The sequence below is a fragment of the Acinetobacter sp. 742879 genome, assembly GCF_000588535.1.
Classification (GTDB): Bacteria; Pseudomonadota; Gammaproteobacteria; order Pseudomonadales; family Moraxellaceae; genus Acinetobacter; species Acinetobacter pittii.
In genome coordinates, this window is sequence record NZ_JFYC01000011.1 from 59,024 (window position 1) to 84,679 (window position 25,656).

General features: G+C 38.6%; 30 protein-coding genes and 1 other RNA gene. 17 read left to right on the forward strand and 14 right to left on the reverse strand.

Going from position 1 to position 25,656, the window contains the following annotated elements; translation table 11 throughout:
* Positions 1 to 19: 19 nt before the first annotated feature.
* The gene (locus J690_RS17520) at positions 20 to 490 is read right to left on the reverse strand and encodes a copper resistance protein NlpE (RefSeq protein ID WP_032037235.1); all 471 of its coding nucleotides are present in this window, start codon (positions 488 to 490) and stop codon (positions 20 to 22) included.
* A 186-nt stretch (positions 491 to 676) separates the two neighbouring features.
* Positions 677 to 1,000 carry a hypothetical protein gene (locus J690_RS17525; RefSeq protein ID WP_032037237.1) on the reverse strand — a complete coding sequence of 108 codons (324 nt, stop codon included), beginning with the start codon at positions 998 to 1,000 and terminating at the stop codon, positions 677 to 679.
* Between the two features lie 201 nt (positions 1,001 to 1,201).
* On the opposite strand from J690_RS17525, the gene J690_RS17530 reads away from it, so the two are divergent.
* The 8 genes from J690_RS17530 (at position 1,202) to J690_RS17565 (ending at position 6,963) form a co-directional block, all read left to right on the forward strand.
* Entirely contained in the window at positions 1,202 to 2,077 is an 876-nt protein-coding gene (locus J690_RS17530) for an urease accessory protein UreD (RefSeq protein WP_212771364.1), read from the forward strand.
* A 100-nt stretch (positions 2,078 to 2,177) separates the two neighbouring features.
* Positions 2,178 to 2,480, forward strand: a complete 303-nt coding sequence (gene ureA, locus J690_RS17535; RefSeq protein ID WP_002117495.1) for an urease subunit gamma — start codon at positions 2,178 to 2,180, stop codon at positions 2,478 to 2,480.
* 11 nt (positions 2,481 to 2,491) lie between these two features.
* Positions 2,492 to 2,800: an urease subunit beta gene (locus tag J690_RS17540; RefSeq protein WP_032037239.1), complete on the forward strand. Its 309-nt coding sequence runs from the start codon at positions 2,492 to 2,494 to the stop codon at positions 2,798 to 2,800.
* Positions 2,801 to 2,837: 37 nt separating this feature from the next.
* Complete coding sequence (gene ureC / locus J690_RS17545) at positions 2,838 to 4,538, forward strand: urease subunit alpha (RefSeq protein WP_002117509.1); 1,701 nt, start codon at positions 2,838 to 2,840, stop codon at positions 4,536 to 4,538.
* A gap of 70 nt (positions 4,539 to 4,608) precedes the next feature.
* Positions 4,609 to 5,091: an urease accessory protein UreE gene (ureE, locus tag J690_RS17550; RefSeq protein ID WP_002117757.1), complete on the forward strand. Its 483-nt coding sequence runs from the start codon at positions 4,609 to 4,611 to the stop codon at positions 5,089 to 5,091.
* Positions 5,078 to 5,743: an urease accessory protein UreF gene (locus J690_RS17555; RefSeq protein WP_032037241.1), complete on the forward strand. Its 666-nt coding sequence runs from the start codon at positions 5,078 to 5,080 to the stop codon at positions 5,741 to 5,743. The genes ureE and J690_RS17555 overlap by 14 nt, the downstream gene beginning before the upstream one ends.
* A 26-nt stretch (positions 5,744 to 5,769) precedes the next feature.
* The gene (gene ureG / locus J690_RS17560; RefSeq protein ID WP_032037243.1) at positions 5,770 to 6,384 is read left to right on the forward strand and encodes an urease accessory protein UreG; all 615 of its coding nucleotides are present in this window, start codon (positions 5,770 to 5,772) and stop codon (positions 6,382 to 6,384) included.
* 9 nt (positions 6,385 to 6,393) lie between these two features.
* Positions 6,394 to 6,963, forward strand: coding sequence for a HupE/UreJ family protein (locus tag J690_RS17565; protein ID WP_032037246.1), 570 nt, complete (start codon positions 6,394 to 6,396; stop codon positions 6,961 to 6,963).
* Positions 6,964 to 7,005: 42 nt separating this feature from the next.
* Here the strand turns inward: J690_RS17565 and rsmD are convergent, their stop codons facing one another.
* Both rsmD and mrdA read right to left on the reverse strand, forming a co-directional pair.
* A complete protein-coding gene (gene rsmD / locus J690_RS17570) occupies positions 7,006 to 7,557 on the reverse strand; it encodes a 16S rRNA (guanine(966)-N(2))-methyltransferase RsmD (protein WP_017387153.1) in 552 nt (183 codons plus the stop codon).
* Positions 7,557 to 9,575 carry a penicillin-binding protein 2 gene (gene mrdA, locus J690_RS17575; RefSeq protein WP_032037247.1) on the reverse strand — a complete coding sequence of 673 codons (2,019 nt, stop codon included), beginning with the start codon at positions 9,573 to 9,575 and terminating at the stop codon, positions 7,557 to 7,559. Before mrdA ends, rsmD begins: the two co-directional genes overlap by 1 nt.
* Before the next feature lie 235 nt (positions 9,576 to 9,810).
* Here mrdA and J690_RS17580 point away from each other — a divergent pair, with 235 nt between their 5' ends.
* The 4 genes from J690_RS17580 (at position 9,811) to J690_RS23975 (ending at position 12,653) form a co-directional block, all read left to right on the forward strand.
* A complete protein-coding gene (locus tag J690_RS17580; protein WP_032037248.1) occupies positions 9,811 to 10,329 on the forward strand; it encodes a hypothetical protein in 519 nt (172 codons plus the stop codon).
* 61 nt (positions 10,330 to 10,390) lie between these two features.
* Positions 10,391 to 11,704 (forward strand): DUF445 domain-containing protein, encoded by a 1,314-nt coding sequence (locus J690_RS17585; protein ID WP_032037250.1) that lies wholly within the window; start codon positions 10,391 to 10,393, stop codon positions 11,702 to 11,704.
* 86 nt (positions 11,705 to 11,790) lie between these two features.
* A complete protein-coding gene (adk, locus tag J690_RS17590; RefSeq protein ID WP_002117671.1) occupies positions 11,791 to 12,444 on the forward strand; it encodes an adenylate kinase in 654 nt (217 codons plus the stop codon).
* A 71-nt stretch (positions 12,445 to 12,515) separates the two neighbouring features.
* Complete coding sequence (locus tag J690_RS23975; protein WP_002117672.1) at positions 12,516 to 12,653, forward strand: hypothetical protein; 138 nt, start codon at positions 12,516 to 12,518, stop codon at positions 12,651 to 12,653.
* Positions 12,654 to 12,690: 37 nt separating this feature from the next.
* Here J690_RS23975 and nth read toward each other — a convergent pair whose 3' ends face one another.
* Together nth and J690_RS17600 are read right to left on the reverse strand one after the other, a co-directional pair.
* A complete protein-coding gene (gene nth, locus J690_RS17595; protein ID WP_002117539.1) occupies positions 12,691 to 13,380 on the reverse strand; it encodes an endonuclease III in 690 nt (229 codons plus the stop codon).
* A complete protein-coding gene (locus J690_RS17600) occupies positions 13,381 to 14,172 on the reverse strand; it encodes an RnfABCDGE type electron transport complex subunit B (RefSeq protein ID WP_032037251.1) in 792 nt (263 codons plus the stop codon).
* 272 nt (positions 14,173 to 14,444) lie between these two features.
* Here J690_RS17600 and gdhA point away from each other — a divergent pair, with 272 nt between their 5' ends.
* Positions 14,445 to 15,848 carry an NADP-specific glutamate dehydrogenase gene (gdhA, locus tag J690_RS17605; RefSeq protein WP_081405223.1) on the forward strand — a complete coding sequence of 468 codons (1,404 nt, stop codon included), beginning with the start codon at positions 14,445 to 14,447 and terminating at the stop codon, positions 15,846 to 15,848.
* Between the two features lie 53 nt (positions 15,849 to 15,901).
* Here gdhA and J690_RS17610 read toward each other — a convergent pair whose 3' ends face one another.
* The 5 genes from J690_RS17610 to J690_RS17630 all read right to left on the reverse strand — a co-directional run bounded on the left by J690_RS17610 (position 15,902) and on the right by J690_RS17630 (position 22,328).
* Positions 15,902 to 17,011 carry an META and DUF4377 domain-containing protein gene (locus tag J690_RS17610; RefSeq protein WP_005802909.1) on the reverse strand — a complete coding sequence of 370 codons (1,110 nt, stop codon included), beginning with the start codon at positions 17,009 to 17,011 and terminating at the stop codon, positions 15,902 to 15,904.
* Between the two features lie 168 nt (positions 17,012 to 17,179).
* The gene (locus J690_RS17615) at positions 17,180 to 17,956 is read right to left on the reverse strand and encodes a DODA-type extradiol aromatic ring-opening family dioxygenase (RefSeq protein WP_032005893.1); all 777 of its coding nucleotides are present in this window, start codon (positions 17,954 to 17,956) and stop codon (positions 17,180 to 17,182) included.
* Positions 17,957 to 18,068: 112 nt separating this feature from the next.
* Positions 18,069 to 18,548 (reverse strand): 23S rRNA (pseudouridine(1915)-N(3))-methyltransferase RlmH, encoded by a 480-nt coding sequence (rlmH, locus tag J690_RS17620; protein WP_002054393.1) that lies wholly within the window; start codon positions 18,546 to 18,548, stop codon positions 18,069 to 18,071.
* Between the two features lie 304 nt (positions 18,549 to 18,852).
* Entirely contained in the window at positions 18,853 to 21,282 is a 2,430-nt protein-coding gene (lon, locus tag J690_RS17625) for an endopeptidase La (protein ID WP_032037256.1), read from the reverse strand.
* Between the two features lie 461 nt (positions 21,283 to 21,743).
* Positions 21,744 to 22,328: a 5-formyltetrahydrofolate cyclo-ligase gene (locus J690_RS17630; protein WP_032037258.1), complete on the reverse strand. Its 585-nt coding sequence runs from the start codon at positions 22,326 to 22,328 to the stop codon at positions 21,744 to 21,746.
* A gap of 223 nt (positions 22,329 to 22,551) precedes the next feature.
* Here J690_RS17630 and J690_RS17635 point away from each other — a divergent pair, with 223 nt between their 5' ends.
* The 3 genes from J690_RS17635 (at position 22,552) to J690_RS17640 (ending at position 23,536) form a co-directional block, all read left to right on the forward strand.
* The gene (locus J690_RS17635; protein ID WP_032037259.1) at positions 22,552 to 22,896 is read left to right on the forward strand and encodes a hypothetical protein; all 345 of its coding nucleotides are present in this window, start codon (positions 22,552 to 22,554) and stop codon (positions 22,894 to 22,896) included.
* A gap of 112 nt (positions 22,897 to 23,008) precedes the next feature.
* Positions 23,009 to 23,122 carry a hypothetical protein gene (locus J690_RS23980; RefSeq protein ID WP_002117788.1) on the forward strand — a complete coding sequence of 38 codons (114 nt, stop codon included), beginning with the start codon at positions 23,009 to 23,011 and terminating at the stop codon, positions 23,120 to 23,122.
* A 93-nt stretch (positions 23,123 to 23,215) separates the two neighbouring features.
* Complete coding sequence (locus J690_RS17640; protein WP_032037260.1) at positions 23,216 to 23,536, forward strand: hypothetical protein; 321 nt, start codon at positions 23,216 to 23,218, stop codon at positions 23,534 to 23,536.
* A 140-nt stretch (positions 23,537 to 23,676) separates the two neighbouring features.
* Here J690_RS17640 and ssrS read toward each other — a convergent pair.
* The 3 genes from ssrS to J690_RS17650 all read right to left on the reverse strand — a co-directional run bounded on the left by ssrS (position 23,677) and on the right by J690_RS17650 (position 24,895).
* Positions 23,677 to 23,860, reverse strand: a non-coding RNA gene (gene ssrS / locus J690_RS23555) — 6S RNA.
* A gap of 193 nt (positions 23,861 to 24,053) precedes the next feature.
* Positions 24,054 to 24,338, reverse strand: coding sequence for a cell division protein ZapA (locus J690_RS17645; protein ID WP_002117766.1), 285 nt, complete (start codon positions 24,336 to 24,338; stop codon positions 24,054 to 24,056).
* Positions 24,335 to 24,895, reverse strand: a complete 561-nt coding sequence (locus tag J690_RS17650) for a hypothetical protein (protein WP_002117619.1) — start codon at positions 24,893 to 24,895, stop codon at positions 24,335 to 24,337. The genes J690_RS17645 and J690_RS17650 overlap by 4 nt, the downstream gene beginning before the upstream one ends.
* A gap of 64 nt (positions 24,896 to 24,959) precedes the next feature.
* Between J690_RS17650 and J690_RS17655 the strand changes: the two genes are divergently transcribed.
* Positions 24,960 to 25,589: a UPF0149 family protein gene (locus tag J690_RS17655; RefSeq protein ID WP_032037262.1), complete on the forward strand. Its 630-nt coding sequence runs from the start codon at positions 24,960 to 24,962 to the stop codon at positions 25,587 to 25,589.
* The last annotated feature ends 67 nt before the right edge of the window (positions 25,590 to 25,656 follow it).

Consider the following 25,656-nt stretch of genomic DNA (forward strand, 5'->3'; position numbering starts at 1 on the left):
GGTTTTTTATTATTAAAAATTATTTTTTCAAAACATAGTGTTCAGCTAAAGAGCCTTCAACTTTTTTACCTTCCATATCTAAAGCGGTTGCAGTGTTTTCACCGATAAAGAATTTACGGTTTTGACCTTTATCATCTAACGTAATAATTGAAGTATTATCTTTGTCGAAAGTAAAGGTACCGTGGGTTTCAAATGGGTTCGTGTCACCTTTACCAAGATAAGTTTCGGTTAGCTCGTAGGTTTTATCATCTTTAAGTTCTAATTCAGTTTTAATACCTTCACAGTCTGCGCATGGGAGAGTGCCTTTATATGTGCCGTCCCAATCGAGTGAGTTTTCAGCTGTGTGTGCGGTATCTACAGCATTATTATCCGCTTCAGTCGTTTGTGCTGGAGCAGATGCTTGAGTTGTCGTGTCGGCTTTATTTTCATTTTTGCTACAAGCGGCAAGAAGGATACTTAAGAGTGCTACTGATAATAATGTTTTTTTCATGATGATCTAAACCTCGGAAAATAAATAAAAAACAAGTAAACAGGCTATGAAATATAAGAGCCTAATAAAAGTTTAAGTATGTAATTTAATTTTAACAAAAGGTAAAGTGAGTGAAATTTAATCAAAAAGAAAGATATAAAATTAAAAAAGGTATCCACTAAAAAATTAAGTGAATACCTTTATATATTAAGGTTGAGAAGAACCCCCACCTAAAGAATCACAAGCCGATTTATAAAGTTGATATTGTTGCTTTAAAACTTCATCGAGCGGCATGTCAAATAACTCTTCACCATTTTTATAACTCTCTACATATGAAGTCGCCTTTTCTTTGCTTACCGCTAAAGACTGTTGGTAGTAAGAATTAATTGAGCTTGTTGCAATCTGACTTGTCTCAACATTTTTACATTCAAAATTATGGAGAATTTTCTCTGCACGTTTGACCTCACTAGATTGGCCAAAAATACACCCAGTTAAAAAGACAAGTGGCGTTAACACGAAAAAAAGTTTCATGGAGAGCAAGTATGGAAGCAACGGTGGGCGCTATTGTATAAATAATTCCATGAGTTACTGTGGTTTTATGTTAGACATTGATTGTTTTTTAACTCATTAAAATCAAAAAATTGTATCTAATTTTATCATTTTGCTTATTTTTATATTTGGTGCGTATTTTGCTTATAACTTTAAGCACTTATTTTGAACATATGAACCAGAATGAATCAGGTACAAACGTTTTCAAAAAACTCTTTAGCACCATTTTGGTATGCGCAATTAGAACTCGGATTCTGTTTTGAAAATTCGCGCACCATAATGAGTCATAGAAAGCATCATGGCCCTGTAAGGGTGCAAAAAATGCTCTGGCCTGAAAAAACAGGTGTATGTCACGCCATTATTGTACATCCTCCAGCAGGAATTGCAGGAGGAGACCATCTTACTTTTCAAATCGAAACCAAAGATCAAGCTCATGCGGTTGTAACGACTCCTGGTGCGGGAAAATGGTATAAAACCAATGGAAAGCAAGCCTTTCAGCATATTCATCTTCATGTGCGAGATCAGTCTATTTTGGAGTGGGTTCCACAAGAAACGATGCTGTTTGACGGAGCTCTAGCACACTCCGAAACTCATATTCATCTTGATCATGCTGCGAGTTTTATTGGCTGGGATATGTTGGTACTTGGGCGACAGGCACGTGCGGAGCGCTTTATTCAAGGGAGTTATTACAACCAGTTTAAATTGTGGCGAGAACATAAGTTATTGGTTGCAGATACATTGTATTTTGAGGGAGAAGATCGTTGGCTTAGTTCGTGTTTAGGTATGAATAATCAAGCAGTAATGGGAAACTTTTGGGCGGTTGCACCTGAGAAATATCGATCTTCATTTTATTTAGAACAACAGCTCGAACTCATTCGTGAATTGATGATGCGTATGCAAGCACCTGTAACTTTAACATTATTAGATGATGTAGTTTGTGCGCGTTTCTTGGGAAATGATGTCCGACATTGCCATGATGCATTTGCGGCAATAAGAGCAAGATTAAGACGTTATTGGTTTGATTTAGATGAAGAATTCCCAAGAATCTGGAGAACCTAAGTTACGTTAAATTGCGTATTTAAAAAACGATTAAAACAAGTATGCTGCTTTTGAGCACGTATTTTGCTTAAAGAAATTAGATGCTATTTAGGAAAGAGATATGGAACTCAATCCAACAGAAAAAGATAAATTACTTATTTTTACCGCAGGGTTAGTCGCTGAGCGCCGTAAAGCTCGCGGCTTAAAGCTAAATTATCCGGAAGCTATCGCTTTTATTTCTGCTGCTTTGCTTGAAGGGGCACGGGACGGTATGACGGTGAGCGACTTGATGCATTACGGAACAACTTTATTAAAGCGTGAAGATGTGATGGATGGTGTGCCAGAAATGATTGCTGAGGTTCAGGTCGAAGCAACTTTTCCTGATGGCTCGAAATTAGTCACTGTTCATCAGCCAATCGTATAAAAGGAGCGTTTATGATCCCTGGTCAAATCATTACTCCAGATACTGATATTGAACTGAATGTTGGACGGCAAACTTTAAAAGTTGTAGTTGCTAATATTGGCGATCGACCTATTCAGGTGGGTTCTCATTTTCATTTTTATGAAGCAAATGATGCATTACAGTTTGATCGCGAAATAGCTAAAGGCTTTAGATTAAATATCGCGGCGGGCACAGCGATACGTTTTGAACCGGGACAAAGTCGGGAAGTAGAGCTTGTTGCTTTAGCGGGTAAGCGAGAAGTATATGGTTTTGCAGGCCGAGTCATGGGCAAGTTGGATTAAACATAACAACGATAATGAAAGAGATGAGTAATAAGTTATGAAAATGTCACGTCGTGCATATGCTGAAATGTTTGGTCCAACGGTTGGTGATCGTATTCGCTTGGCTGATACAGAGCTTTTTATTGAGGTTGAGCAAGATTTAACGACTTATGGTGAAGAAGTTAAATTTGGCGGTGGCAAAGTCATTCGGGATGGAATGGGGCAATCTCAACTTTTAGCTGATGAAGTTGCCGACACTGTGATTACCAATGCTTTGATTGTAGATTGGTGGGGGATTGTAAAAGCTGATGTTGGCTTAAAAAATGGTCGAATTTGGAAAATAGGGAAAGCAGGAAATCCTGATATTCAACCTGACATTACCATTCCTTTAGGTGCTGCAACAGAAGTGATTGCGGGTGAAGGTCAAATTTTAACGGCAGGGGGTATTGATACTCACATTCACTGGATTTGCCCTCAGCAAGTTGAAACCGCGCTAATGTCGGGTACAACAACAATGGTGGGTGGTGGTACGGGGCCAGCGGCTGGAACTTCAGCAACGACAGTGACTCCAGGTCCTTGGCATATTGCGACTATGTTGCAGGCGATTGATGATTTACCTATGAATATTGGCCTGCTAGGTAAAGGTAATTTGAGTTTGCCAGACCCAATTCGTGAGCAAATTAAAGCTGGGGTAATTGGGTTAAAACTACATGAAGACTGGGGCTCAACACCAGCAGCCATTGATAACTGTTTGAGTGTGGCAGATGAGTTCGATGTTCAGGTCGCGATTCATACAGATACTTTAAATGAAGGTGGGTTTTTAGAAGAAACTCTAGCTGCATTTAAAGATCGCACGATTCATACGTACCATACCGAAGGTGCGGGTGGTGGGCATGCACCTGACATTTTAAAGGCAATTGGACAAAGTAATGTCTTGCCGTCTTCAACTAATCCAACCCGACCGTACACCATTAATACCATTGATGAGCATTTAGACATGCTCATGGTTTGCCACCATTTAGACCCAGCAATTGCTGAAGATATTGCTTTTGCAGAAAGCCGTATTCGCCGTGAAACTATTGCCGCTGAAGATATTTTGCAAGACTTAGGTGCAATTGCCATGATGTCCTCTGACTCTCAGGCGATGGGTCGTGTGGGTGAAGTGATTTTACGTACTTGGCAAACTGCTCATAAAATGAAAATTCAACGTGGTCCTTTAGAGGGTGATAATGAGTTTCATGATAACAATCGCGTTAAACGCTACATTGCCAAATATACAATTAACCCAGCAATTACCCATGGTTTAAGCCATGAAATTGGTTCGGTGGAGGTCGGAAAACTTGCTGATTTAGTGTTATGGAAGCCTGCGTTTTTTGGTGTAAAACCTTCCATGATTATTAAAGGTGGCATGATTGCAGCGGCACCGATGGGTGACATTAATGCTTCCATTCCGACACCTCAACCCGTGCATTATCGCCCAATGTTTGGTGCCTATCCGCGTGGTGTGCATAACACCTGTATAACCTTTTTATCTCAAATCGCAATTGATGAAAAAGTTGCTGAGAAACTAAATCTTAAAAAGTTAATTAGTCCATGTAAAAACACGCGTGCAATTACTAAAGCCGATATGAAGCACAACACATATTGTCCAGTCATGCATGTTCATCCTGAAACTTATGAGGTGCGGGCTGATGGTGAATTATTAACGTGTGAACCTGCTGACGTGTTACCGATGGCACAGCGTTATTTCTTATTTTGATAAGTTTTATAGAGATGATTTGCCTCATTACTCTAGATATGAAAGAAATAAATAAGGAGAGAAAAGCTAAATGAAAATCTATACCCAACGACTTGAAGATATTTCTCCTGATCAGGCATTTGAAACGGTTGAACTGACTTTTGATACCCGCCAAAAATCCCGCTTTCGAGCAGCTTTAGCGAGTGGCATCGATATTGGTGCTGATTTACCGCGTACTGGTATTTTGCGTAGTGGTTCATATATTGCAACTCAAGAGGGTGATGTATTACGTGTTGACGCGAAACCTGAGCGATTAATGCAAGTCACTGCTCAAACCGATTTTGATTTACTTAAAGCTGCCTATCACTTAGGTAATAGACATGTACCGTTAATGTTGACCCCTACAGCTTTGTATTTTGAGCCTGATCATGTGCTTGCAGAAATGGTAGAAGGTTTAGGACTTACAGTTTCAGAAACTGATCATCCGTTTGAACCTGAAAGTGGTGCTTATGCGCAGCATAGTCATGATCATCGTTTAAGCCCAATCAAAGCTTTACATCATGTCCATTCATAGTGCCGCGCAATTACTGCAACTGCTGACACTGTCTTCTACGGCATTGCCAGTTGGGGCGTATTGTTATTCACAAGGTGTGGAAACGGCGATTGATATTGGCCTAATACATGACGAAACCTCGGCAATTGCTTACTTTGAAGAAGTGCTTGAGATGTTGTTGGTGAGGTTTGAGTTGCCCGTATTAAAGCGTCTCATGCAGCATCATGATGACTCAGAACAGTTTCTGGTTTGGGCAAATTTGTATAAGGCCAGCAGAGAAAGTAAAGAACTTTTGGCAGAATCTCAACAGCTGGCATTTTCTTTAAATGCGTGGATTAAAGATGTTTTAAAAAAAGCAGTTGAGGTTAAAAAGCAGTTTGGTTTTGTGCCGGTCTATGCACAGCTTTGTGGTCGACTCGAACTCAACGACATGGATGTACTTACTGCTTATACCTTTACTGTTTTAGAAAATCAGGTTTTAGCTGCAGTAAAAACTGTTCCTTTAGGACAAATGGCAGGACAAAGAATTTTATGGTACTTGCATGGTTTGGTACCACAAGCGGTAGAGAAAGCTTTGAAGCTTAATGATGAGCAATTGAGCAGCGCTTTACCTCGTTATGCCATGCTGAGCATGAAACACGAAACACAATATTCACGGTTATTCAGATCTTAAGTTTAGGAAATAAAAGGATAAAAATCATGACAGAACGTAGTCCATTACGAGTCGGAATTGGTGGGCCAGTGGGTTCAGGTAAAACAGCACTTACGCTTAACTTATGCCGTGCCTTGCGTAATAAATACAATATGGCTGTAGTGACAAATGATATTTATACCAAAGAAGACTCAAACTTTTTAACCCGTAATGAAGCGATGTCGCCAGATCGGATTGTGGGTGTGGAAACAGGTGGTTGCCCTCATACAGCCATTCGTGAAGATGCTTCAATTAACTTGGCTGCAATTGATGATTTGTGTGAAAAATTCGAAGGCTTAGAACTTATTATCATTGAAAGCGGTGGGGATAATTTGGCAGCGACATTTAGTCCTGAACTCTCTGATTTAACTTTATATGTCATTGATGTGGCTGGTGGTGAAAAAATTCCTCGTAAAGGTGGCCCGGGTATTACCAAGTCAGATTTACTCATTATTAATAAAACTGACCTTGCGCCAATGGTAGGTGCAAACCTTGATGTAATGGACCAAGATGCGAAACGCATGCGCGGAGAAAAGCCATTCTTATTTTCAAACATGAAAACACAAGATGGTCTTGAAGAAATTATTCAGTTTATTGAGAAACAAGGGCTGTTTAAAGCTTAAGGAGAGATTATGGACTTCATGAAAAAATGGAGTGTAGTGCTCCTTTCATTATTGCCAGCACTTGCAATGGCTCATCCGGGACATGACCATGCACATTCTGGTTTTATGGCGGGCTTTATTCATCCGTTTACCGGTCTAGATCATTTAGTCATGGCTTTAGGTTTTGGTGTCTTGTTGTGGTCAGCTGCTAAACAGTGGAAAATTGCTGGAGTCATTGCCTTAAGTACTACCTTAATTGTAGGCTTTTTAATAGGTGCTCAAGGTTTGGTACCAGTTAATATAGCTGAATACGGTATTGTTGCTTCTTTAGTTATTACAGCAATTGCTCTATGGACAAAATCCAATAAAGTTTTACCAATTGCCGCGGCATTACTTGCAAGCTTCCATGGCATGGCTCATGGTGTTGAGTTAGCACACGCAGGGCATATTGTTGCATTAGTAACTGGTATGGTTGCTGGTATGGCGCTCATCTATTTGGGTGGATTGGTGTTGGGTGCTGTGCTTACCCGATATGTGCCATATGGCAAAAAAATTGTTGGCGCCTGTGCAGCAGTTGTTGCAGTGATTGGCTTAAGCTAACTAAAACTTTGCAAAGAAAAAGGTAGCTTTAAGCTACCTTTTTTATTCGTTTACTTTCTGGTAAAGCCCCGCGTGAACTGTACCCGCTTTAGTGGTTTTAACTTGTTGCCATGTTGCTGGAAGATGAAGCTGGGATAAATCTCGGTCAGCTTCAACATAAATATATCCATTTTTTTTAATATGAGGCTCTGCCAAGTTCGAGAGTTCTTGCCATAAATCAAGACTATAAGGTGGATCTAAAAAAACCACATCGAACTGTTCTTTTAAGCGGGGTAGGGCTTGTTGAGCCGTTGTATTAATTAGATGACAGTTTTGGGCTTTTAATAGTTCAATATTATCTTTTAAAAATCGTGCCTGAGCTTTGTCAGGCTCAATCATATAAACAGATGCAGCACCACGTGACAGAGCCTCAAAACCTAATGCACCAGAGCCTGTACAGATGTCGAGAACTTGAGCATTTTGAATATCCCACATGAGCCAGTTAAATAGAGTTTCGCGTACTCTATCTGGGGTTGGGCGTAAGCCATCAATGCTAGCGAAAGGCAGTACTCGTCTTTTCCATTCGCCGCCAATTATACGTAATTGATTTTTCATTATTCATCGGCCTCATTGGTAGCAGGACGAGCAGGAGCAGCTTGCGGTGTTGATGCTGCTGGTTTGTTGGTGGTAGCTGTAGCCGATGCTGGACCAGAACTTTCACCGCCGCTTGGAAGTTCACCCGGTTTAATACCTGCTGTCATTACCCCGCCATTGACTTGGTGATTTGCTGGACGAATCGGGTTTTTCTTACGAGTTAATAGCCAGTAATCAAAGACAGGTCTTGCAAGTTGAGCAGCTGAACCACCATGACGACCATTTTCCCAAATGACTGCAATCGCAATTTCAGGTTTTTCAGCAGGGGCAAATCCAACGAATAAACCATGGTCAAGTTGACGTTCACTCAAGGCTGCTTCGTTATAGCGTTTACCCTGTGCAATACTCTTAACCTGTGCTGTACCTGTTTTCCCTGCAATTTGGTAGAGGGGAGTACGAATACCGCGGCCAGTACCTGATTGAATTACATCAATCATGGCATCACGCATTTGAATCCAGTCTTCATCAGTGCCGTTGAATTTGATTTTGCCATCAGGTGCATTACGTACTGTAAATGGTTTTGCACCATGCGTTGCGCGTAAAACATGAGGCGTTACATGAGAACCATGATTTGCCGTAATTGCTGTTGCCATCGCAAGCTGTAATGGAGTGGCTGTAAACGCGCCTTGACCAATACTGACAGAAATAGTTTCACCCTTCATCCATTTCGCTTTACGCGTACGCATTTTCCATTCAGGACTTGGATAAAGGCCTTCACTTTCACTTGGTAAATCGACACCTGTTTTTTGACCAAATCCAAATTGGCGCATCCATTGGTTCATTTGATCAATACCCATTTGATGGGCAAGAATATAAAAATAGGTATCACATGACATAATGATGGCTTTATGCATGTTCACGATGCCATGACCAGATTTTTTCCAGTCACGGAACTTATGTGAATCACCTGGTAGATGGAAATAACCAGGGTCAGAAATTGCCGTTGACCAGTCTACAATACCGTAGTGTAGGCCACCCATTGCTTCCATTGGTTTAATGGTAGAACCAGGGGGATATACACCCTGCACAGCACGGTTATAAAGAGGTTGGTCTAAATTGTCACGTAGTGAACTGTAGTCAGTATGACTAATGCCTGTCACAAACAAATTAGGGTTAAAACTTGGACTAGACACTAAAGCTAGAATTTCACCTGTACGAGGATCAATAGCGACAATAGCTCCACGACGACCTGCGAGCTGCTGAGATGCAACTACCTGTAAACCGTAATCTAAAGATAAATAGAGGTCATTACCGCGAGTAGGGTCTTTACGACCTAAATGACGCAATACATTACTATGTGCATCTGCTTCAACAGATTCGTAACCCGGTGTTCCATGCAATAGGTCTTCATAGCTTTTCTCAACGCCAATTTTTCCAATTAGGTTGGTCCCAGCATATAAGTCTTTATCAATACTTTTTAATTCTTTATCGTTGATACGCCCGACATAGCCAATTACATGAGCAAATAACTCACCGTGTGGATAATAGCGAGTCATTTGTGTCTCGATTCTAACACCCGGAAACTTATATTTGGCTTCACTAAATTTAGCAATATTGGCTTCAGTTAGATTGAGCTTAATCGCGACGCGTTCAGTTTTACGGGCAGTTTTTATACGGCTTTTAAAACGGTCAATATCTTCTTGCGTTAAATCTAAAATAGGCTGTAATTGCTCAATGACACTATCAACATCTTCTACATCTGTTTTACTTAAAGTTGCTGTAAAAACAGGATAGTTATCTGCTAGTAATACACCGTTTCTGTCATAGATATAACCACGAGCAGGCGGAAGTGGTTGCAAGCGAATTCGGTTTTTATCAGATGCAGTCGAGAATTCGTCGTAGTGAAAAATTTGTAGATAAGCGTATCGGCTAATTAAGACTAATAAGCAGATGGTCACGATCCCTATGGCAAAAAAGATACGACCTCGATAAATGCGCTTTTCTTGCTGGATATCTTTTAAAGGAAAGTGCTGTTTCATAAGGATCGACTTAATGACATAGGGTAGAAAAATAGCTGCTTATTCTAACGCAAGAGCACTTAAAATATTGCATAATTTTCAAAGTTTCATTGCATTTTAATAAGATACTTTTTGACTTTGCAGACAACAAAATTGTAGATACTTGTATATAAGAAGCAAAATAATTCTGTTAAAGTCTCTCATTCAATAGAATAGGGTTGTTCTCACCATACGATTAGGGAAAATGGAGAAAATAATGAGAAAAATTTATCCCTTACTTGCAGTTTTGACAGTAAGTAGTTGGGCCCATGCTCAAGACTACTCGTTTCTTCCAGAAGCAAAATTAGCAGGACATAATGCATCTACTTGGAATGTGGGTGCCGGAGTTACTCAAAAATTATTACATCTTAACGGTGAATGGGTAAACCCGTATGGTATTGCCTATGCCAAAGCCGGTGCATTTTTGAATGGTGACAAAACCACTGGTGGTCAAGTTGGTTTTAGATATCCTTATTATCTTACTGGCACAGACAAAAATGGTTACTATATCGGTTTCTATGCTGGTCATCTTGATAGTAAAGAGGTCGATGGTGATTTTAAATCCCGTTTAGGTGCGGGTGTTGACTTAGCCTATGTGTGGTTAAATTCAGAAAGAATTAGCACTTTTAGTGTGGGTATCGGTGCAGCTGAAAAATTAACCGACCAGAACGGAAATGTTGCTGCAGATACGAAACCACAAATTCAATTTTCTTATTCTCTAAGTTTTGGTTTATAAAACAAAGCAGTTTATCGTTAACTCGCCATAAGCAGAGCACAAATAAATACGAGAGTCTTACATGTTAGAGTACGTCAGTGGATTGTGGCAGACCTTTTTACACAGACCTGATTTTTGGGCCGTTTTGAGTATTATTCCCGTAACGGCTTTTGTCACATGGGCACATGTGTGGATGGCTTTAAAAATGGTATTTTACCCAATTAAATTTTGGGGATTCCATTTAGGACCCTTGCCAGTAGGTTGGCAAGGTATTGTGCCACGTAAAGCAGGACGTATCTCTGGGATTATTACCGATAACACTTTATCTAAATTAGGTTCATTGCGTGAATTTTTAGAAGCAATGGATCCTGAAGATATGGCGCGTATTATTGGTGAACAAGTCGGTTTTGAACTTGAACATCTTATTGATGAAGTCATGATTGATCGTAATGCTGTGCTTTGGGAAAATCTACCTTATTCAATTAAACGCCGTATTTATGCTCAAGCACATAAGCAATTGCCGGGTGTGCTAAAAGAATTAGTGACTGAGCTGACCATGAATGTAGAGTCACTGGTTAACATGCGTGAAATGGTCGTGAGCCAGATGGAAGGTGATCGCCGTTTAATGGTACGTATGTTCTTAAAGGTGGGTCAAAAAGAAATTAACTTTATTTGGCATATTAGTGCACTGATTGGCATGTTCTTTGGTATTTTCCAAATGGTGGTTTGGTTTGTAGTACCATGGCACTGGACAGTACCATTTTGGGCTGCAATTTGGGGCTTTTTAACTAACTGGATCGCAATCTGGATGGTATTTAACCCAATTGAGCCGCATTATATTCGTTATCCACAGATTTTTAGATTAACAAAAGATCGTAAGTTTCCATGGGTTGTACCAGTTCTTCGAATTGGGACCTATAATGTCCAAGGCGCTTTTATGAAGCGTCAAGAGGAAGTCTCTGATGTGTTTTCGAGCGTAGTCACAGAAGATCTGATCACGTTAAAATCGATTATGACCGAAATGATGTACGGGCCGCGTAAAGATAAAACGCGCCGCATTGTTAAGCGTCATATTAACGAAATCATGGAAACCCCGTTAGTTCGCACATCTTTACAGCTTTCTTTAGGGCCAAGAGAGTACGCAAGATTAAAGACGGACTTGATTGATCGTTCAATTGAAATTACGATGGGACCCGTATGTGACCCTGCACTGAATGCAAGCCGGGCACAGAAGATTTTTCAAATGTTTAAAGAGCGTATTCGTGAACTAACACCAAAAGAATTTCAGAATTTATTACGTCCTGCATTTCAGGAGGATGAGTGGATTCTTATTGTACTAGGTGGGGTAACCGGATTTATTGCTGGTACAATACATTTGTTTGTGGCTTTCTTATAATTCGATGTCAGGCAGGATCTATTGAAGATTAACGAGACTTTTTCTGCCGGACTTCATATTCATTGTTTTAAATGAGGATGTTTTTTATGCGCATTATTTTACTCGGACCACCTGGAGCAGGCAAAGGGACTCAGGCTCAGTTGATCTGTAAGCGCTACAATGTCCCACAAATTTCAACCGGTGATATGCTCCGTGCTGCGATTCGTGAAGGTACTGAATTAGGTCTAAAAGCTAAAAGTGTAATGGAATCTGGTGGTTTGGTTTCAGATGAACTTATTATCGGTTTAGTAAAAGAACGTATTGCTCAACCTGACTGTGCAAATGGCTGCATTTTCGATGGTTTCCCACGTACTATCCCACAAGCTGAAGCTTTGGAAAAAGAAGGGATTAGCATTGATCACGTGATTGAAATTGATGTTCCTGATGAAGAAATCGTAAAACGTCTTTCTGGTCGTCGTCAGCATCCAGCTTCTGGTCGTGTTTATCACACTGTATACAATCCACCTAAAGTGGAAGGGAAAGATGATGAAACTGGTGAAGATCTTGTTCAACGTCCAGATGACCAAGAAGAAACAATCCGTAAGCGTTTAGCGTCTTATCACACTGAAACAGAGCAACTGGTTGGTTTCTACCAAGGCCGTGCTGCTTCTGGTGAAAATGCTCCAACTTATGACAAGCTTGATGGCTTGCGTACAATTGAAGATGTACAAAAAGATTTGTTCAACATCTTAGACAAATAATTTAATATTGCTTGTGATAATGAGCCCTCTTTGTGAGGGCTCTTTTCTTTCATTAAGTGCAGGAGAACAATATGAAAATCATATTGATTTTGGTGGTATTGCTGAGTCTGGCACTAGTAATATTTTTGGCTTTTCAAAGCTACAAAATGCTAAGACAGGTTCAAAAACAAGCAAAAGAAGAGCGTAATGAAAAAAAGCGTCTAAAGTAAGTTTGATTGGGTATGATCCCTATACCCAACCATATTTTTAAGCTTCAATATTTTTAATGGCAATTTGCTTTTGTGCGCCAAATTCAAAACGATCAGGCCAGTTACAGACATCTGCAACAACACATTCTGCACATTTCGGTTTACGGGCGATACAACAATAACGACCGTGTAATATGAGCCAATGATGTGAATCTAAAATAAATTCTTTAGGAATGACCTTAATTAAGCGGTGTTCAACTTCAAGTACATTTTTACCTACTGCTAAACCAGTTCGATTTCCTACTCGGAAAATATGAGTATCGACAGCCATGGTGGGTTGTCCGAAAGCCGTATTTAAAACCACGTTAGCTGTTTTACGCCCGACACCCGGTAAAGCTTCTAAATCTTTTCTGTTGCTTGGAACTTCGCCGTTAAATTGTTCCATTAAAATCTTACAGGTCTTAATGACATTTTCGGCTTTTGCGTTATAGAGACCAATTGTCTTGATATATTCCTTTAACCCATCTACGCCCAAGTTATAGATTTTCTCGGCTGTATTCGCCACAGGGTAGAGTTTATCAGTTGCTTTATTAACACTTACATCGGTCGCTTGAGCTGACAACATAACTGCAATAAGTAGCTCAAATGGAGATGAATATTTTAACTCGGTTTGAGGTGAAGGTCGTTGTTCGCGAAGGCGTTCAAAGAAAATTTGAATCTGCTTTTTCGTCATATTCTTGACGGCCATTCAGACCTCCTGTAATTGCATGAGTTGCTGTTGAAGTTCTTCAAGTTGAAGACGTTTTTTAGCATCTTCACGTACACTGAGTTGTTTTTCCAGTTTCTTAATTTGCGTACGAATTTTCGCTAACTCAATTGTAGTTTTTGCATCAGTTGACACAACTTCTTTGGGTTTCTCGATGAGCTCGATTGAAGGCACTTCATCAAGTGCCTGAGAGAACTGGGCAAACAGTTGGGTATCAATTTCAGCACGTACTACAGGCCCTTTACGGTGAGTACGACGTTTTTCTTCGCGCTGAATGTGAGCGTAATAACGTTGTCTTAAATCATTTTGTTCAGCAATACGCTGTTGCTCATTTGGTAATGCTTGCGTGTCTTCGACCAAATCAATGCAATCTACCGGACAAGGTGGAATACATAACTCACAACCTGTACATAAGTCAGTCAAGATGGTATGCATGAGCTTACCACTTCCAATAATAGCATCTACAGGGCAAGCACTAATACATTTGGTGCAACCAATACATTCATCTTCTCGAATAATCGCTTTCATTCGCTGAGGGCGCCCATCGGCCTGTACAGGCCATACGCTAGTTTCAGCGGTTAACACAGGACGATTTAATAGATTTGCGAGTGCATCGGCTACAGGCTGACCACCTGGAACGCATTTATTTGCTTCTTCACCTTCAGCAATCGACTTTGCGTAGGGTAGACATCCATCACGATGTCCACATAAACCACATTGTGTTTGTGGTAATAACGCATCAATCTCGCGTATGAGAGAAATAGATGAATTCATAGTGGGCAAATAGCTTGGTTAAAACGATGCGATAATGAAGAAAAACCTAAGTAAGGTCAATGGATTTTAACGAATTTATTGGCTTTTTGATTGACCTAAAATGTAGCTAATATTGCACAATAATAGATCAATAAAAATGAAAGGATAAATGACTATTTCTTATTTTTAAGTAGTTTTTCTAAAAATAAGTTTTTGATAATTAAGATAAATAAAATAATTTAAAATAAGTATTGTTAAAATTGATGGAAAGGGATTTAATATTTTGCTGCTAAATGATGCATTTAAAAATGTATTGCACCAATTTAATTCATTACTATGCTGAGGACCGTGCATTGAAATACAACAACCTGAATGAATTCCTGAATTACGTGCAAGCGCGTGATCCGCATCAACCTGAGTTTTTACAAGCTGTCGAAGAAGTCATGACGAGTTTGTGGCCATTCATTGAAAAAAATCCGGAATATGCAGAGCATGGATTGCTAGAACGTTTGGTTGAACCTGAGCGTGTGATTCAATTCCGTGTTTCATGGATGGATGATCAAGGCCAGACTCAAGTTAACCGTGCTTTCCGCGTTCAATACAATTCAGCAATTGGTCCATTCAAAGGTGGAATGCGTTTCCATCCATCAGTCAATCTATCAATTTTAAAATTTTTAGGTTTTGAGCAGACTTTTAAAAACTCACTTACTACTTTACCAATGGGTGGCGGGAAAGGTGGTTCAGATTTTGATCCTAAAGGTAAATCTAATGCTGAAATTATGCGATTCTGTCAGGCATTAATGATTGAGCTTTATCGCCATTTAGGACCAAATACGGATATTCCTGCGGGTGATATTGGTGTGGGTGCACGTGAAGTTGGTTATATGGCAGGGATGATGAAAAAGCTGAGTAATGACACCGCTTGTGTCTTTACCGGTAAGGGAATTTCATTTGGTGGTAGCTTAATGCGTCCTGAAGCAACTGGTTATGGTACGGTTTATTTTGCAGAAGAAATGCTTAAAGCCCGTGGACAATCTTTTGCTGGTAAAACTGTTTCTGTTTCAGGCTCTGGTAACGTCGCACAATATGCGGCGGAAAAAGCAATGTTCTTAGGAGCAAAAGTTGTTACCTTGTCGGACTCAAACGGCACAGTTTATTTAAAAAATGGTTTTACAGATGAGTTACTTGCTGAAGTAATGGAACTAAAAAACGTTAAACGTGGTCGTATTTCCGAGTTTGCTTCTAAACATGGTTTTGAATATTTTGAAGGAAAAACGCCTTGGCATATTCCTGTCGATATTGCTTTGCCATGTGCTACGCAAAATGAATTAACAGGTGAGGACGCTAAAACACTTATTTCTAACGGTGTCATTTGTGTAGCTGAAGGCGCTAATATGCCATCTACACTTGAAGCAGTTGAACATTTTATTGAAGCTAAAATTTTGTATGCGCCAGGTAAAGCATCTAATGCGGGTGGTGTGGCAACTTCTGGTTTAGAAATGTCTCAAAATGCAATTCGTTTAGGCTGGACCCATGCTGAGGTCGATGAACGTTTACATGCAATTATGAAAGACATTCATGCCAACTGTGTAAGATATGGTACTAAAGAAGACGGTAGTGTGAACTATGTAGACGGTGCCAATATTGCAGGTTTTGTAAAAGTTGCTGATGCAATGCTTGCTCAAGGTATTTTCTAAGATAGAAATAAAAAATCCGATGCATAAGCATCGGATTTTTTTAGTCTAAAAACTTATTTTTTAGGTTTTTTAACTAACTCTTGTTCTACAACCATATCTAATACATCTGCTTGACTAGATTGGTCTGCAGCTGGGTTTTTCACTTCAAAACGTTTTACACGCAAAATTACGCGTTGGTCCGGTTTATGTTCAAACCCTTCGATTTGACCGTAATATAATGACCAGTTTTTGTCAGCGTAAGTTTTAACACCTTTGTCATCATATTTAATTTCACGAACTTGCATACAAGTTTGTGGCGCAACACCAGTACAAGATTTAGTTTCTGGAGCAACTTCTAGGAAAACTGTTTTTCCTTCAGATTGATATTTTGCTTCAGGTGTCATTTTACCAGTGAAAGTATATTTCTGACCTTGAGCATCAGATACTGTCAATGTTGGTTGATCAACATTTGTAGTATTGAGTTCAAACGGAACTGCACGTTTTTGGAAGAGGCTGCTAGAGAACTGTTCCTGTTTCATTAAAGCAGGTTCACATGCCATCATTGTCGACATTACGTCAGCTGTTACAATCGTATTATTTTCAACTTTCCAAGTTGTTCCTTGGCGGTTACAACCTGTTGCGATAGATAAACGATCATTTGTAAAGTTAAGAACGATTGGCTTTTTAGTATTTTCAGGCTGATATGACCAAGAGTAATCTGTTAAAGCTTGAGTATTAACTGCTTTTTGACCTTGGAAAATGTGTTTTTGACCAGTTTTATCTGTCACCGTTAAAATCACCTGACCATTAGTGTTGCTAATTTCAATTGGTAATTTTGCTTCATTAAAGATGCTAGTAGAAAGTTGTTCTTGTTTCATTAAATCATCTTGGCAAGCCATCATCGTTGAAACAAGATTAGAAGTAACAAGTTGGTTGCCTTCAACTTTCCAAGTACCGCCTTGGCCATTACAGCCCGTATTAATGGCTAATTTACCATCTGCATTAAAGTTAAGAATAAGTGGTTTAGAAGCTTTTACATTTTGATAAGTCCATGCATATTCACCTAAAGTGGTTGCAAGGTTTTGTTGTTGCTCAGAAACAATTGGAGCAGGAGTATTAGTAACTGTTTGACACGCCATCAAAGAAAAAGGTAATAACGCAAGAATTAAATATTTAATTTTCATTTAAAAACTTCAAGTAAAAAAACAACAGTAATAAGCTTAAAACATTCTTAAAAAAAGAAAATGTAAACATTTGATTGTTTCGGTTTTTAAAATGTATAAGTTTGTAAATTATTCTAATTTTCAACAAAAATAATGGTATACCCCGCAAAACGGGGTATTTCTTAATAATTAATCAAAACGATAGATGTCCATTCCTAATGAGCCCATTGTGAAGCTACTATGAACAATCGTAAAGCGATTGCCTGTACCCATAGCAAAAAACAAAGGTGCAAAATGTTCAAGCGTAGGGTGGTTGCGTTTCACAAACGGCAGTGATTGCCAGTCTAAAACTCCATCATAATCTTGATGGGAAAGCTTATTAACGACAGTATTTCTAAAAGTTGAAGCCCATTCAGGAACTTTAGAGTTGTCTCCTTGCCAAGATAACTCTGCAAGATTATGAGTAATACTTCCTGAACCAATGAGTAAGATTTGTTTATCACGTAAAGGGGTAAGCGTTTGTCCTATACGATAAATTTCTTGTGCACTTAAATTTGATGGCAAAGAAATTTCGACTACAGGAATGTCTGCATCTGGGTACATATGCAATAAAGGCATCCATACGCCATGATCACGAGGACGGGTACTATTGGCATGTGCAACAAAGTGAGCATCGGCCAATAATTTTAAGATTTCTTCTGCTAATGCTGGTTCGCCAGGCGCACTGTAGCGAATTTCATATAACTCTTTAGGAAATCCACGGAAGTCATGCCATGTTTCAGGACGAGTCGAAATGCTCACTTCAAGTGCTTTACTTTCCCAGTGCGCAGACATCACAATGATTGCCTTAGGTATAGGAAGATTTGTGCCTAAACGGTGTAGAGCAGGTCCCACTTGTTCTGGATCAAGTGCAAGCATGGGCGAGCCATGGGAAATAAACAGTCCAGGAAGGGTTTGTAGTTCCATTTCATTACACCTGAGTTGAAAAGCAGAATAATAGTCATTATGCCAAAATCAGGACATGTTAAAAGTATCCTGATTTCAACGGATTGTTCTTAAAATGAAACGTTTGTTCCTTTTATGCACGGTGATAAGGATGATTATGATTAATGCTCATCGCTCGGTAAAGCTGCTCGATTAATAAAACACGTACTAAAGGATGGGGCATGGTAAGTTTTGAGAGTGACCAATGCCAAGCAGCTGCTTTACGTACTTGATCTGACAAACCATCTGGACCGCCAATCGCAAGTGCTACATCATTACCCTCAAGCATCCATTGTTTCATTGTATCAGCTAATTTTTCTGTACTTAGTTCCCGACCACCAACTTCAAGAGCAATTAAGGTTTCATTCGGTTTTAAAGCATTTAAAATACTTTCGCCTTCAATTTGGCAATACTTTAAAATATCCGCTTCTGAATCATTCTTACCACGTTTGGCCATAGGTAGTTCAATAACTTGAGTTTGAACAAAAGGTTGGATGCGTTTGAAATAATCTTCAAAACCAGTAAGAACCCAAGCAGGCATTTTTTGACCAATGGTCAGAATACGAATTTTCATGTTATCTATTCATTCAAATACAGCTGGCGCATTATACCTGATGAATGAAAGTATCTGACGATCTAAAAAGCTGGCATAAAAAACGCAGTCCAAAAAACAGTGTTGGACTGCGATCAAATGATCATCTGTCTGGAGTTCAGATGATCATAGAGAATAAAAACAAGGCTATCTAAGAATTAGATAGTTAAGAGTACTCATTTATTTAAATACTCTTATTACCTATTATGAGGATGGTTGGATATTTTTCAATCAAATTGTGTAACAAAAAAAAGAGAGCCGAAGCTCTCTTTTTCTATATTTTTAATTAGTGACGTGCTGCTTTTGAGCCTTCCACCGGTTTTACAATCGGTGTTTTAGGTAAAGGCTTTGGCAACGAAACTAATGCTAAAGGTAAGATGTCATCAATACTTTTCACAGCTTTGATTTCCAAACCTTCTTTAACATTCGCAGGAATTTCTGCTAAGTCTCGAACGTTGTCTTGAGGAATAAATACAAGTTTAATTCCACCGCGGTGTGCTGCAAGAAGTTTTTCTTTTAAGCCACCAATACGCATTGCACGACCACCTAAGCTTGTTTCACCAGTCATTGCAATATCAGGACGAATTGCAATACCTGTAAATGCTGATACAAGCGCAGTTGTTAATGCTAAACCAGCAGATGGGCCATCTTTTGGTGTTGCACCTTCAGGTAAGTGAACGTGTACATCAGTTTCTTCAAAACGAGAAGCTTCAATACCTAGCTCATCGGCACGTGTACGCACTAAAGTCATTGCTGTAGTAATAGATTCTTTCATTACGTCACCGAGTGAACCGGTTGTAATGAATTTACCTTTACCTTTAACCGCTGCAACTTCAATAGTTAGTAACTCACCACCTACAGATGTCCAAGCTAGACCATTTACGCGTCCTACTTGTGCTTCATCTTCTGCGATACCAAAGTCAAACTTATGTGGACCTAAGTATTCTGGAAGATTGGCAGAAGTCACATCAAGTTGTAAGTTTTTAGACTTTTTACTTACTGCTTCTTTTACCACTTTACGCGCAATTTTAGACACTTCACGTTCTAAACTACGTACACCAGCTTCACGTGTATAGCGTTGAACAATGTCACGGATCGCTTCTTCATGAATTGTTAACTCTTTTGGACGTAGACCATTGTTCTTAATTGCTTTTGGAACAAGATAACGTTCAGCAATGTTAACTTTCTCATCTTCGGTATAACCCGGTAGACGAATAACTTCCATACGGTCAAGCAAAGCTTCTGGAATATTCATACTGTTTGCAGTACAGATGAACATCACTTCAGATAGGTCAAGATCAAGATCTAAATAGTGATCGTTGAACTTACTGTTTTGTGATGGATCTAATACTTCAAGCAATGCAGAAGCAGGATCACCGCGGTAGTCTTGTGCCATCTTGTCAATTTCGTCAAGTAAGAACAGTGGGTTCTTCACGCCAACTTTTGTTAAAGACTGCACAATTTTACCTGGCATCGCACCAATATAAGTACGACGGTGACCACGAATTTCAGCTTCGTCACGTACACCACCGAGTGCCATACGAACAAATTCACGACCTGTTGCTTTCGCGACAGACTCACCAAGTGAAGTTTTACCTACACCAGGAGGGCCTACTAAACATAGAATCGGACCTTTGAGCTTTTTAACACGCGACTGAACAGCTAAGTATTCAACAATACGGTCTTTTACGTCATCTAAACCGTAGTGATCTGTATCGAGAATTTCCTGTGCTTTCGCAAGGTTAATACTCACTTTGCTCGCTTTATTCCACGGCGTATCTAAAATTACTTCTAGATAGTTACGTACAACAGCTGCTTCACTAGACGCTGGTTGCATTGCTTTAAGCTTACGGAACTCAGCTTCAGCTTTTTTACGTACGTGTTCAGGTAAATCAGCTTCAGCAAGACGTTTCTCTATCTCAGCAACGTCATCTTCAGCACCGCCATTCATGTCAGAAAGTTCACGTTGAATGACTTTCATTTTTTCATTTAGAAAGTATTCACGTTGGTTTTTTTCCATTTGACGTTTTACGCTGTCATGCAAAGTTTGTTCAATTTGCTGTTCAGCAGATTGATTTACCAAGTAGCTCATAAGCTCTTGCAAATGTGCTTCAAACTCATCGTGCTCTAAAAACTTCTGTTTAATTTCAATATTTAGAGGCACACGTGTTGCTACGAAGAACATGAGTTGTAGCAAATCTTCAATTTTATTAGCCGCAGCAACAAGTTCGCGTGCATTACGTAATTTTGCTTCAGCATATTGAGCAAATAAAGTACGTAACTCTTGCAAACGAGTTTCTTGAGTAGCTTTATCTACGTTAATTGTCATTGGACTTAAGCTGTGTTCAGCAGTCAAATGGCTATCTTCATCGATAATCTTTTCAAGTTTAGAGCGATGTAAACCTTCAATAAGTACTTTAATGCAGTTTTCATCATTCTCATGATTTACGACTTGAACAATCTTAGCGACAGTTCCGTACTGATAAAGGTTATCGTGATCAATTTCTTCTGTAAGCGAATCTTTTTGCGCAACTACAAATACTAAATTGTCACTGTTACGAGCCACATCAACTGCATTGATCGATTTTTCACGACCCACGAATAACGCAATTTGCATGTGTGGGTAAACCACAACATCACGCAACGCTAAAAGTGGTAATACACTTGGAACCTGAGGCTCTAAGTCAGTTTTTTCATTCATAATAAGTTCAGACATGGGCACTCCTAATGAGTGACAACGAGGTTGCCATGTTTTTTATAGTGATGTGTATTTTAAAAATTACAAGGGCCTCACTAGAGAAAATGTGGAAAAAAGGACTAATTTAGTCAACTTTTTTTTAAAAATGTTATGAATCAAGAGATTAATTCTTAAGAAGAATAAAATTTTGTATTAATGCTAAGTAATTTAGCTTAATAATTATAAATATTCATATCACAAAAAATGTTTATGAATAGAAAATAATCATTTTACGGGCGATTTATAGACATTATATGGTTAACAATAATTCACAACTTATTCAATGTTTGGTGCCTAATAGAGGTGGTAATATAAATTGGTGAAACGGTCTGTCACGTAAAAGTAACCATCTTTAGGGTGGTTACTTTTATGATTTTGAAAGACATAAAAGTAAAAAAATGGTTTTATATGACTAAATTTTATTAGTTTTTATATAAATATTATCTTTTAAAATAATAAACACGTTGAGGTGTGAGTAAAGCATCTAATGGCTGATCCCAACTCTGACGTTTTAAAGTATGTTCGATAAATTGAAATTGATGAGCTAACCCTAAACGATAAGGTTTGTGTTTTGCACTTGCCAAGGTACGATCATAATAACCACCTCCCATGCCAATACGCGTACCATATCGGTCGCATGCCAGAAGTGGCATGATCAATAAATCAAGTGATGAAACATGTTTTGCTCTAGTGGCCATCGGTTCTTTCATTCCCAATGGGTGATGCGAAAAACGTCGGTTTATATATTGGTTTTTAGATATTTTTACCCAGACCAAACGCTGGTTCATAGAACAAATCATCGGCAAATAAACCTGCTTATTTTTTTTAAAACATAATTCTATGAGAAGCTCTGTGTGAACTTCTCCAAAGGCATGCAAATATAAACCAATTTTTTTGGAAGAATGAAAAATAGGCAGGGTATTTAAATGATGAAGAACATCAAGCTGAGCTTGTTTTTGCTCAAATGAACTTAAAGAACGTCTTTTAGATCTTAAATTTTTTCTAATAAAGCTGAGTTCATTCATGTATAAATCTAACAAAGATTTGAGATCAGTCGAGCAAAATTATACCTATTTTTCTTAAGATTTATGGAAATAGAGAACTAATTAAGAAATAACTTTAAATTTACTTGATACAAGGTATTTTCTTTAGCGATAAAAAATTCTATTTCTTTACGTATTACCAGTATTTATTTACATTTAATCAGATAAGAATATTTAAAAGGATGAATGTGAAATTGTTAAGCCTATGAAGTTAAAAATTTTAACCATTACAATAAGCGCTGGTCTGTTACTTGGTGGGTGTACAAAACAAACAGAACCTGAAGCTGCTGAAGTTGACTATAAAGCTCAATTTGAAGAATCTGACCGTAAAATAGGAGAGTTTCTAGATCAACTAGATAACCCGAATACACCTCAAGAAGTTAGAGTCAAAATCTTATGTCATGACTATCCAGAAGTTTATAAGACCCAATATATGCCTGCCTTAATAAAAATTTCGCCTAAACCTTATACCGAAGACAAATTATTAGCGGATTTGAAAAGTGCGACTGACTACTATAAGGATGCTTTTGCAATTAGATGCACTCAATAATTTTGAATTGAATTTAATCTCAAAAAATCCGATAAATGTGAATTGATTGGCATTATTGGGTTGTGATAAATTTTCTTCTATCTATATAAGTGAAAGTTTAGGGGATTTAGATATGGAAATCTTAAAGTTCTTACAGAGTTTTAATACAGTTGGTACATACTTAACGATCGCTTCCACCGTTTTAGTAGGTCTAATTATTTATTTTTATGTGATTAATCCAGCATAAAAACCTTTAAAAGAAATAGGGGTCAATTTCCTATTTCTTTATTAATAATAAAATTCTGTAATTAATTTAAAGCTATAAAAATAAGGTAGATGTATGAAATTTAAATTATTTTTTCTTGGTTTTTTAGCTTTTGGCTGTTATGCCGATGAAAGTGTAAATGAACCCGAAATTTGTAATGTGGTGAAGAAAGTTTCTTATACTGTCATGGAAGCGCGTCAACAAAAAGTCCCATCTGAAGACTTGCAGCATATAGCGAATAGTCTTGAAGATCCAAAGGCAAAAAAACTTTATCAAGATTTAATTACTTCTGCTTACTCAACCAAAGTATTCAAGACCAGCTTCTTTAAACGAAAAGCGATAGAAGATTTTCAAACAGCTTGGTATCAAGAATGCCTGAGTAGAAAAGAAAAGTAATTTTGAATGCAGAGACTTATTCATCTCTAAAATAATAATGTCATGCTTATTGAATGCTTGAGAAAAAGATCGTACCGACAGGTCTGTATTGAAAGGCAAATTAAAATAAATATTGGAAATTTTATTATTTAATTAAAAGTAAATGCTCCGAAGATGCCGCTGCATGTGTCGTTACCCTGAACCCGATGAGTTCAAGGTGGACGCGACGTATACTTGCTGGGTTTCCTACTCAAGGTAGGCATACACTCTAAATATACAGAACGCAATCCATAAGTTTAAGTATCGGCAGGGGAATAGACCCGCTGGCGAACATCCCAGAGATAGCTTAAGTATAACCGATCTGACTATGTTGGCAATCACTTGAGCCTAGGGAACTGTAAACTTAGTTTGCGTTTGATGAAGCTTTGTACATTGAAAGTAGATAAAACGATATTCAACTGTAGTTGATAGTCAAAAATAAAAAAGCCTTGCATCTATGATTTATAGAGCAAGGCTTTTTGTCGTAATCAAAGCTTATTTAAATAACTTGTTCCACATCTTCTAAAATCGCTTGCAGTAGGCGTTCACAGTGAGTGTATTCCTGCAAAGATTTATTAAGGCTTAGCACTTCTTGAGTTAACTGTAGAGCGACCATAATGACTAGTTTGTTGTGCTCAACACGTGGGGCACTACGGCGCATGTCATTAAATTTCTCATTGAGAAGTTGTGCTGCGCGTTCAAGTTCATCTTTTTTATCTGAGGTAGTCGCGAGTCTAAAAGTTTGCTCAATCAGCCTAAGCTCTACCATGACTTGTTCACTCATGATTGGATCTCCTCACCGGTTTCAGCATTAGGATGGGCAAGTTGCTGGATTTCTTGAGCGTGTTGATCTTGAGCAGTGCCTAAAATTCCTAAACGCTGAATAATGGCTTCAACTTTTGATTTGGCAAGCTCATTTTTTTGTAACAAACGGTCACGATCTTGTTGTAAATCATGCAGCTCTTGTTGGGTTTGACGCTGGTGGGCTTGTAACTTCTCTTTTGCAACACGTAATTCATTTCGTTCTGCAAGAATTTCTTGAAAACGATTTTTTAAATCAGTCGTACTTTTTTCTAATCGGCTATAACGTTCGGCAAGTGTGTTAGCATCTTGATTCAATTGTTGAAATTGGCCTTTTAACTGAGAAAGTTGCTCAGTTACCGACTCAATTTCCTCTTGTTTTTTAGTGATAATACTATTTTTTTGCACAACTTGTGCGTGATGCTCTGTTTCAGCCAGTTCTTTAGCTTCCGAGAGTGCCGCATGTTCACTCTCTAAATGATGTAAGCGTGTTTTTAAAACGCTAATATGCGCTTGTAGCCGCTGTAATTGTTCTAACATAACGAGGTCGCACAGAATTGCAATCAAAGGTAATATATACAAAGTATAGAGATTGGATAAACGAATGCAAGACGATATTTCAGGCTGGACAGATTGGAACGCTCATTTTGAAGGAATTGAAGAAATTTCAAGCCCTAGTGAGTTACATGGTCTGTTAACAGGTATTGTTTGTGTGACAGAAGCGCCTACGCGTGAAGAATGGTCACAAATTTTAACAACCCTTAATGTGCCAGAGTTAAGTGAAGATGCTTTAGTGCTTTTGACTGACGAAGCAGAAGATGTGATTCATGCTTTATCTGAAGATGAATTAGATTATTTACCAATGCTTCCAGATGATGAACATCTACTTCAAGAGCGTGTGCAAGCACTATCTGATTGGTGTGCGGGTGTTGTGTTAGGTTTCGGTTTGGCATCGGGTCATGTTCGTGGTGATGAGCGCGAATTGATTGAACACCTTCAAGATGTTGCAGCAGTCGAATTTGAAGATTCTGACAATGATGAGGAAGGCGAAAGCAGCTACGAAGAATTGTATGAATTTGTACGCTTGATCCCTGTAAGCTTGTCGATTGGTAGAAAAAAAATCACTGTAGCTGAAAGTTCTTTATTGAAAAACTTTCATGCAAAAAGTAAAACTGCTGCTCTAGGTACAGATCAGAATATTGTAGAAATGTTCACACCACATCGTCCAAGCTAATTGAGGCGATGTGTTATTGGTTGTATTTTATTTTTTGACTTTAAAATTCTAAATCAAGTAGATCATT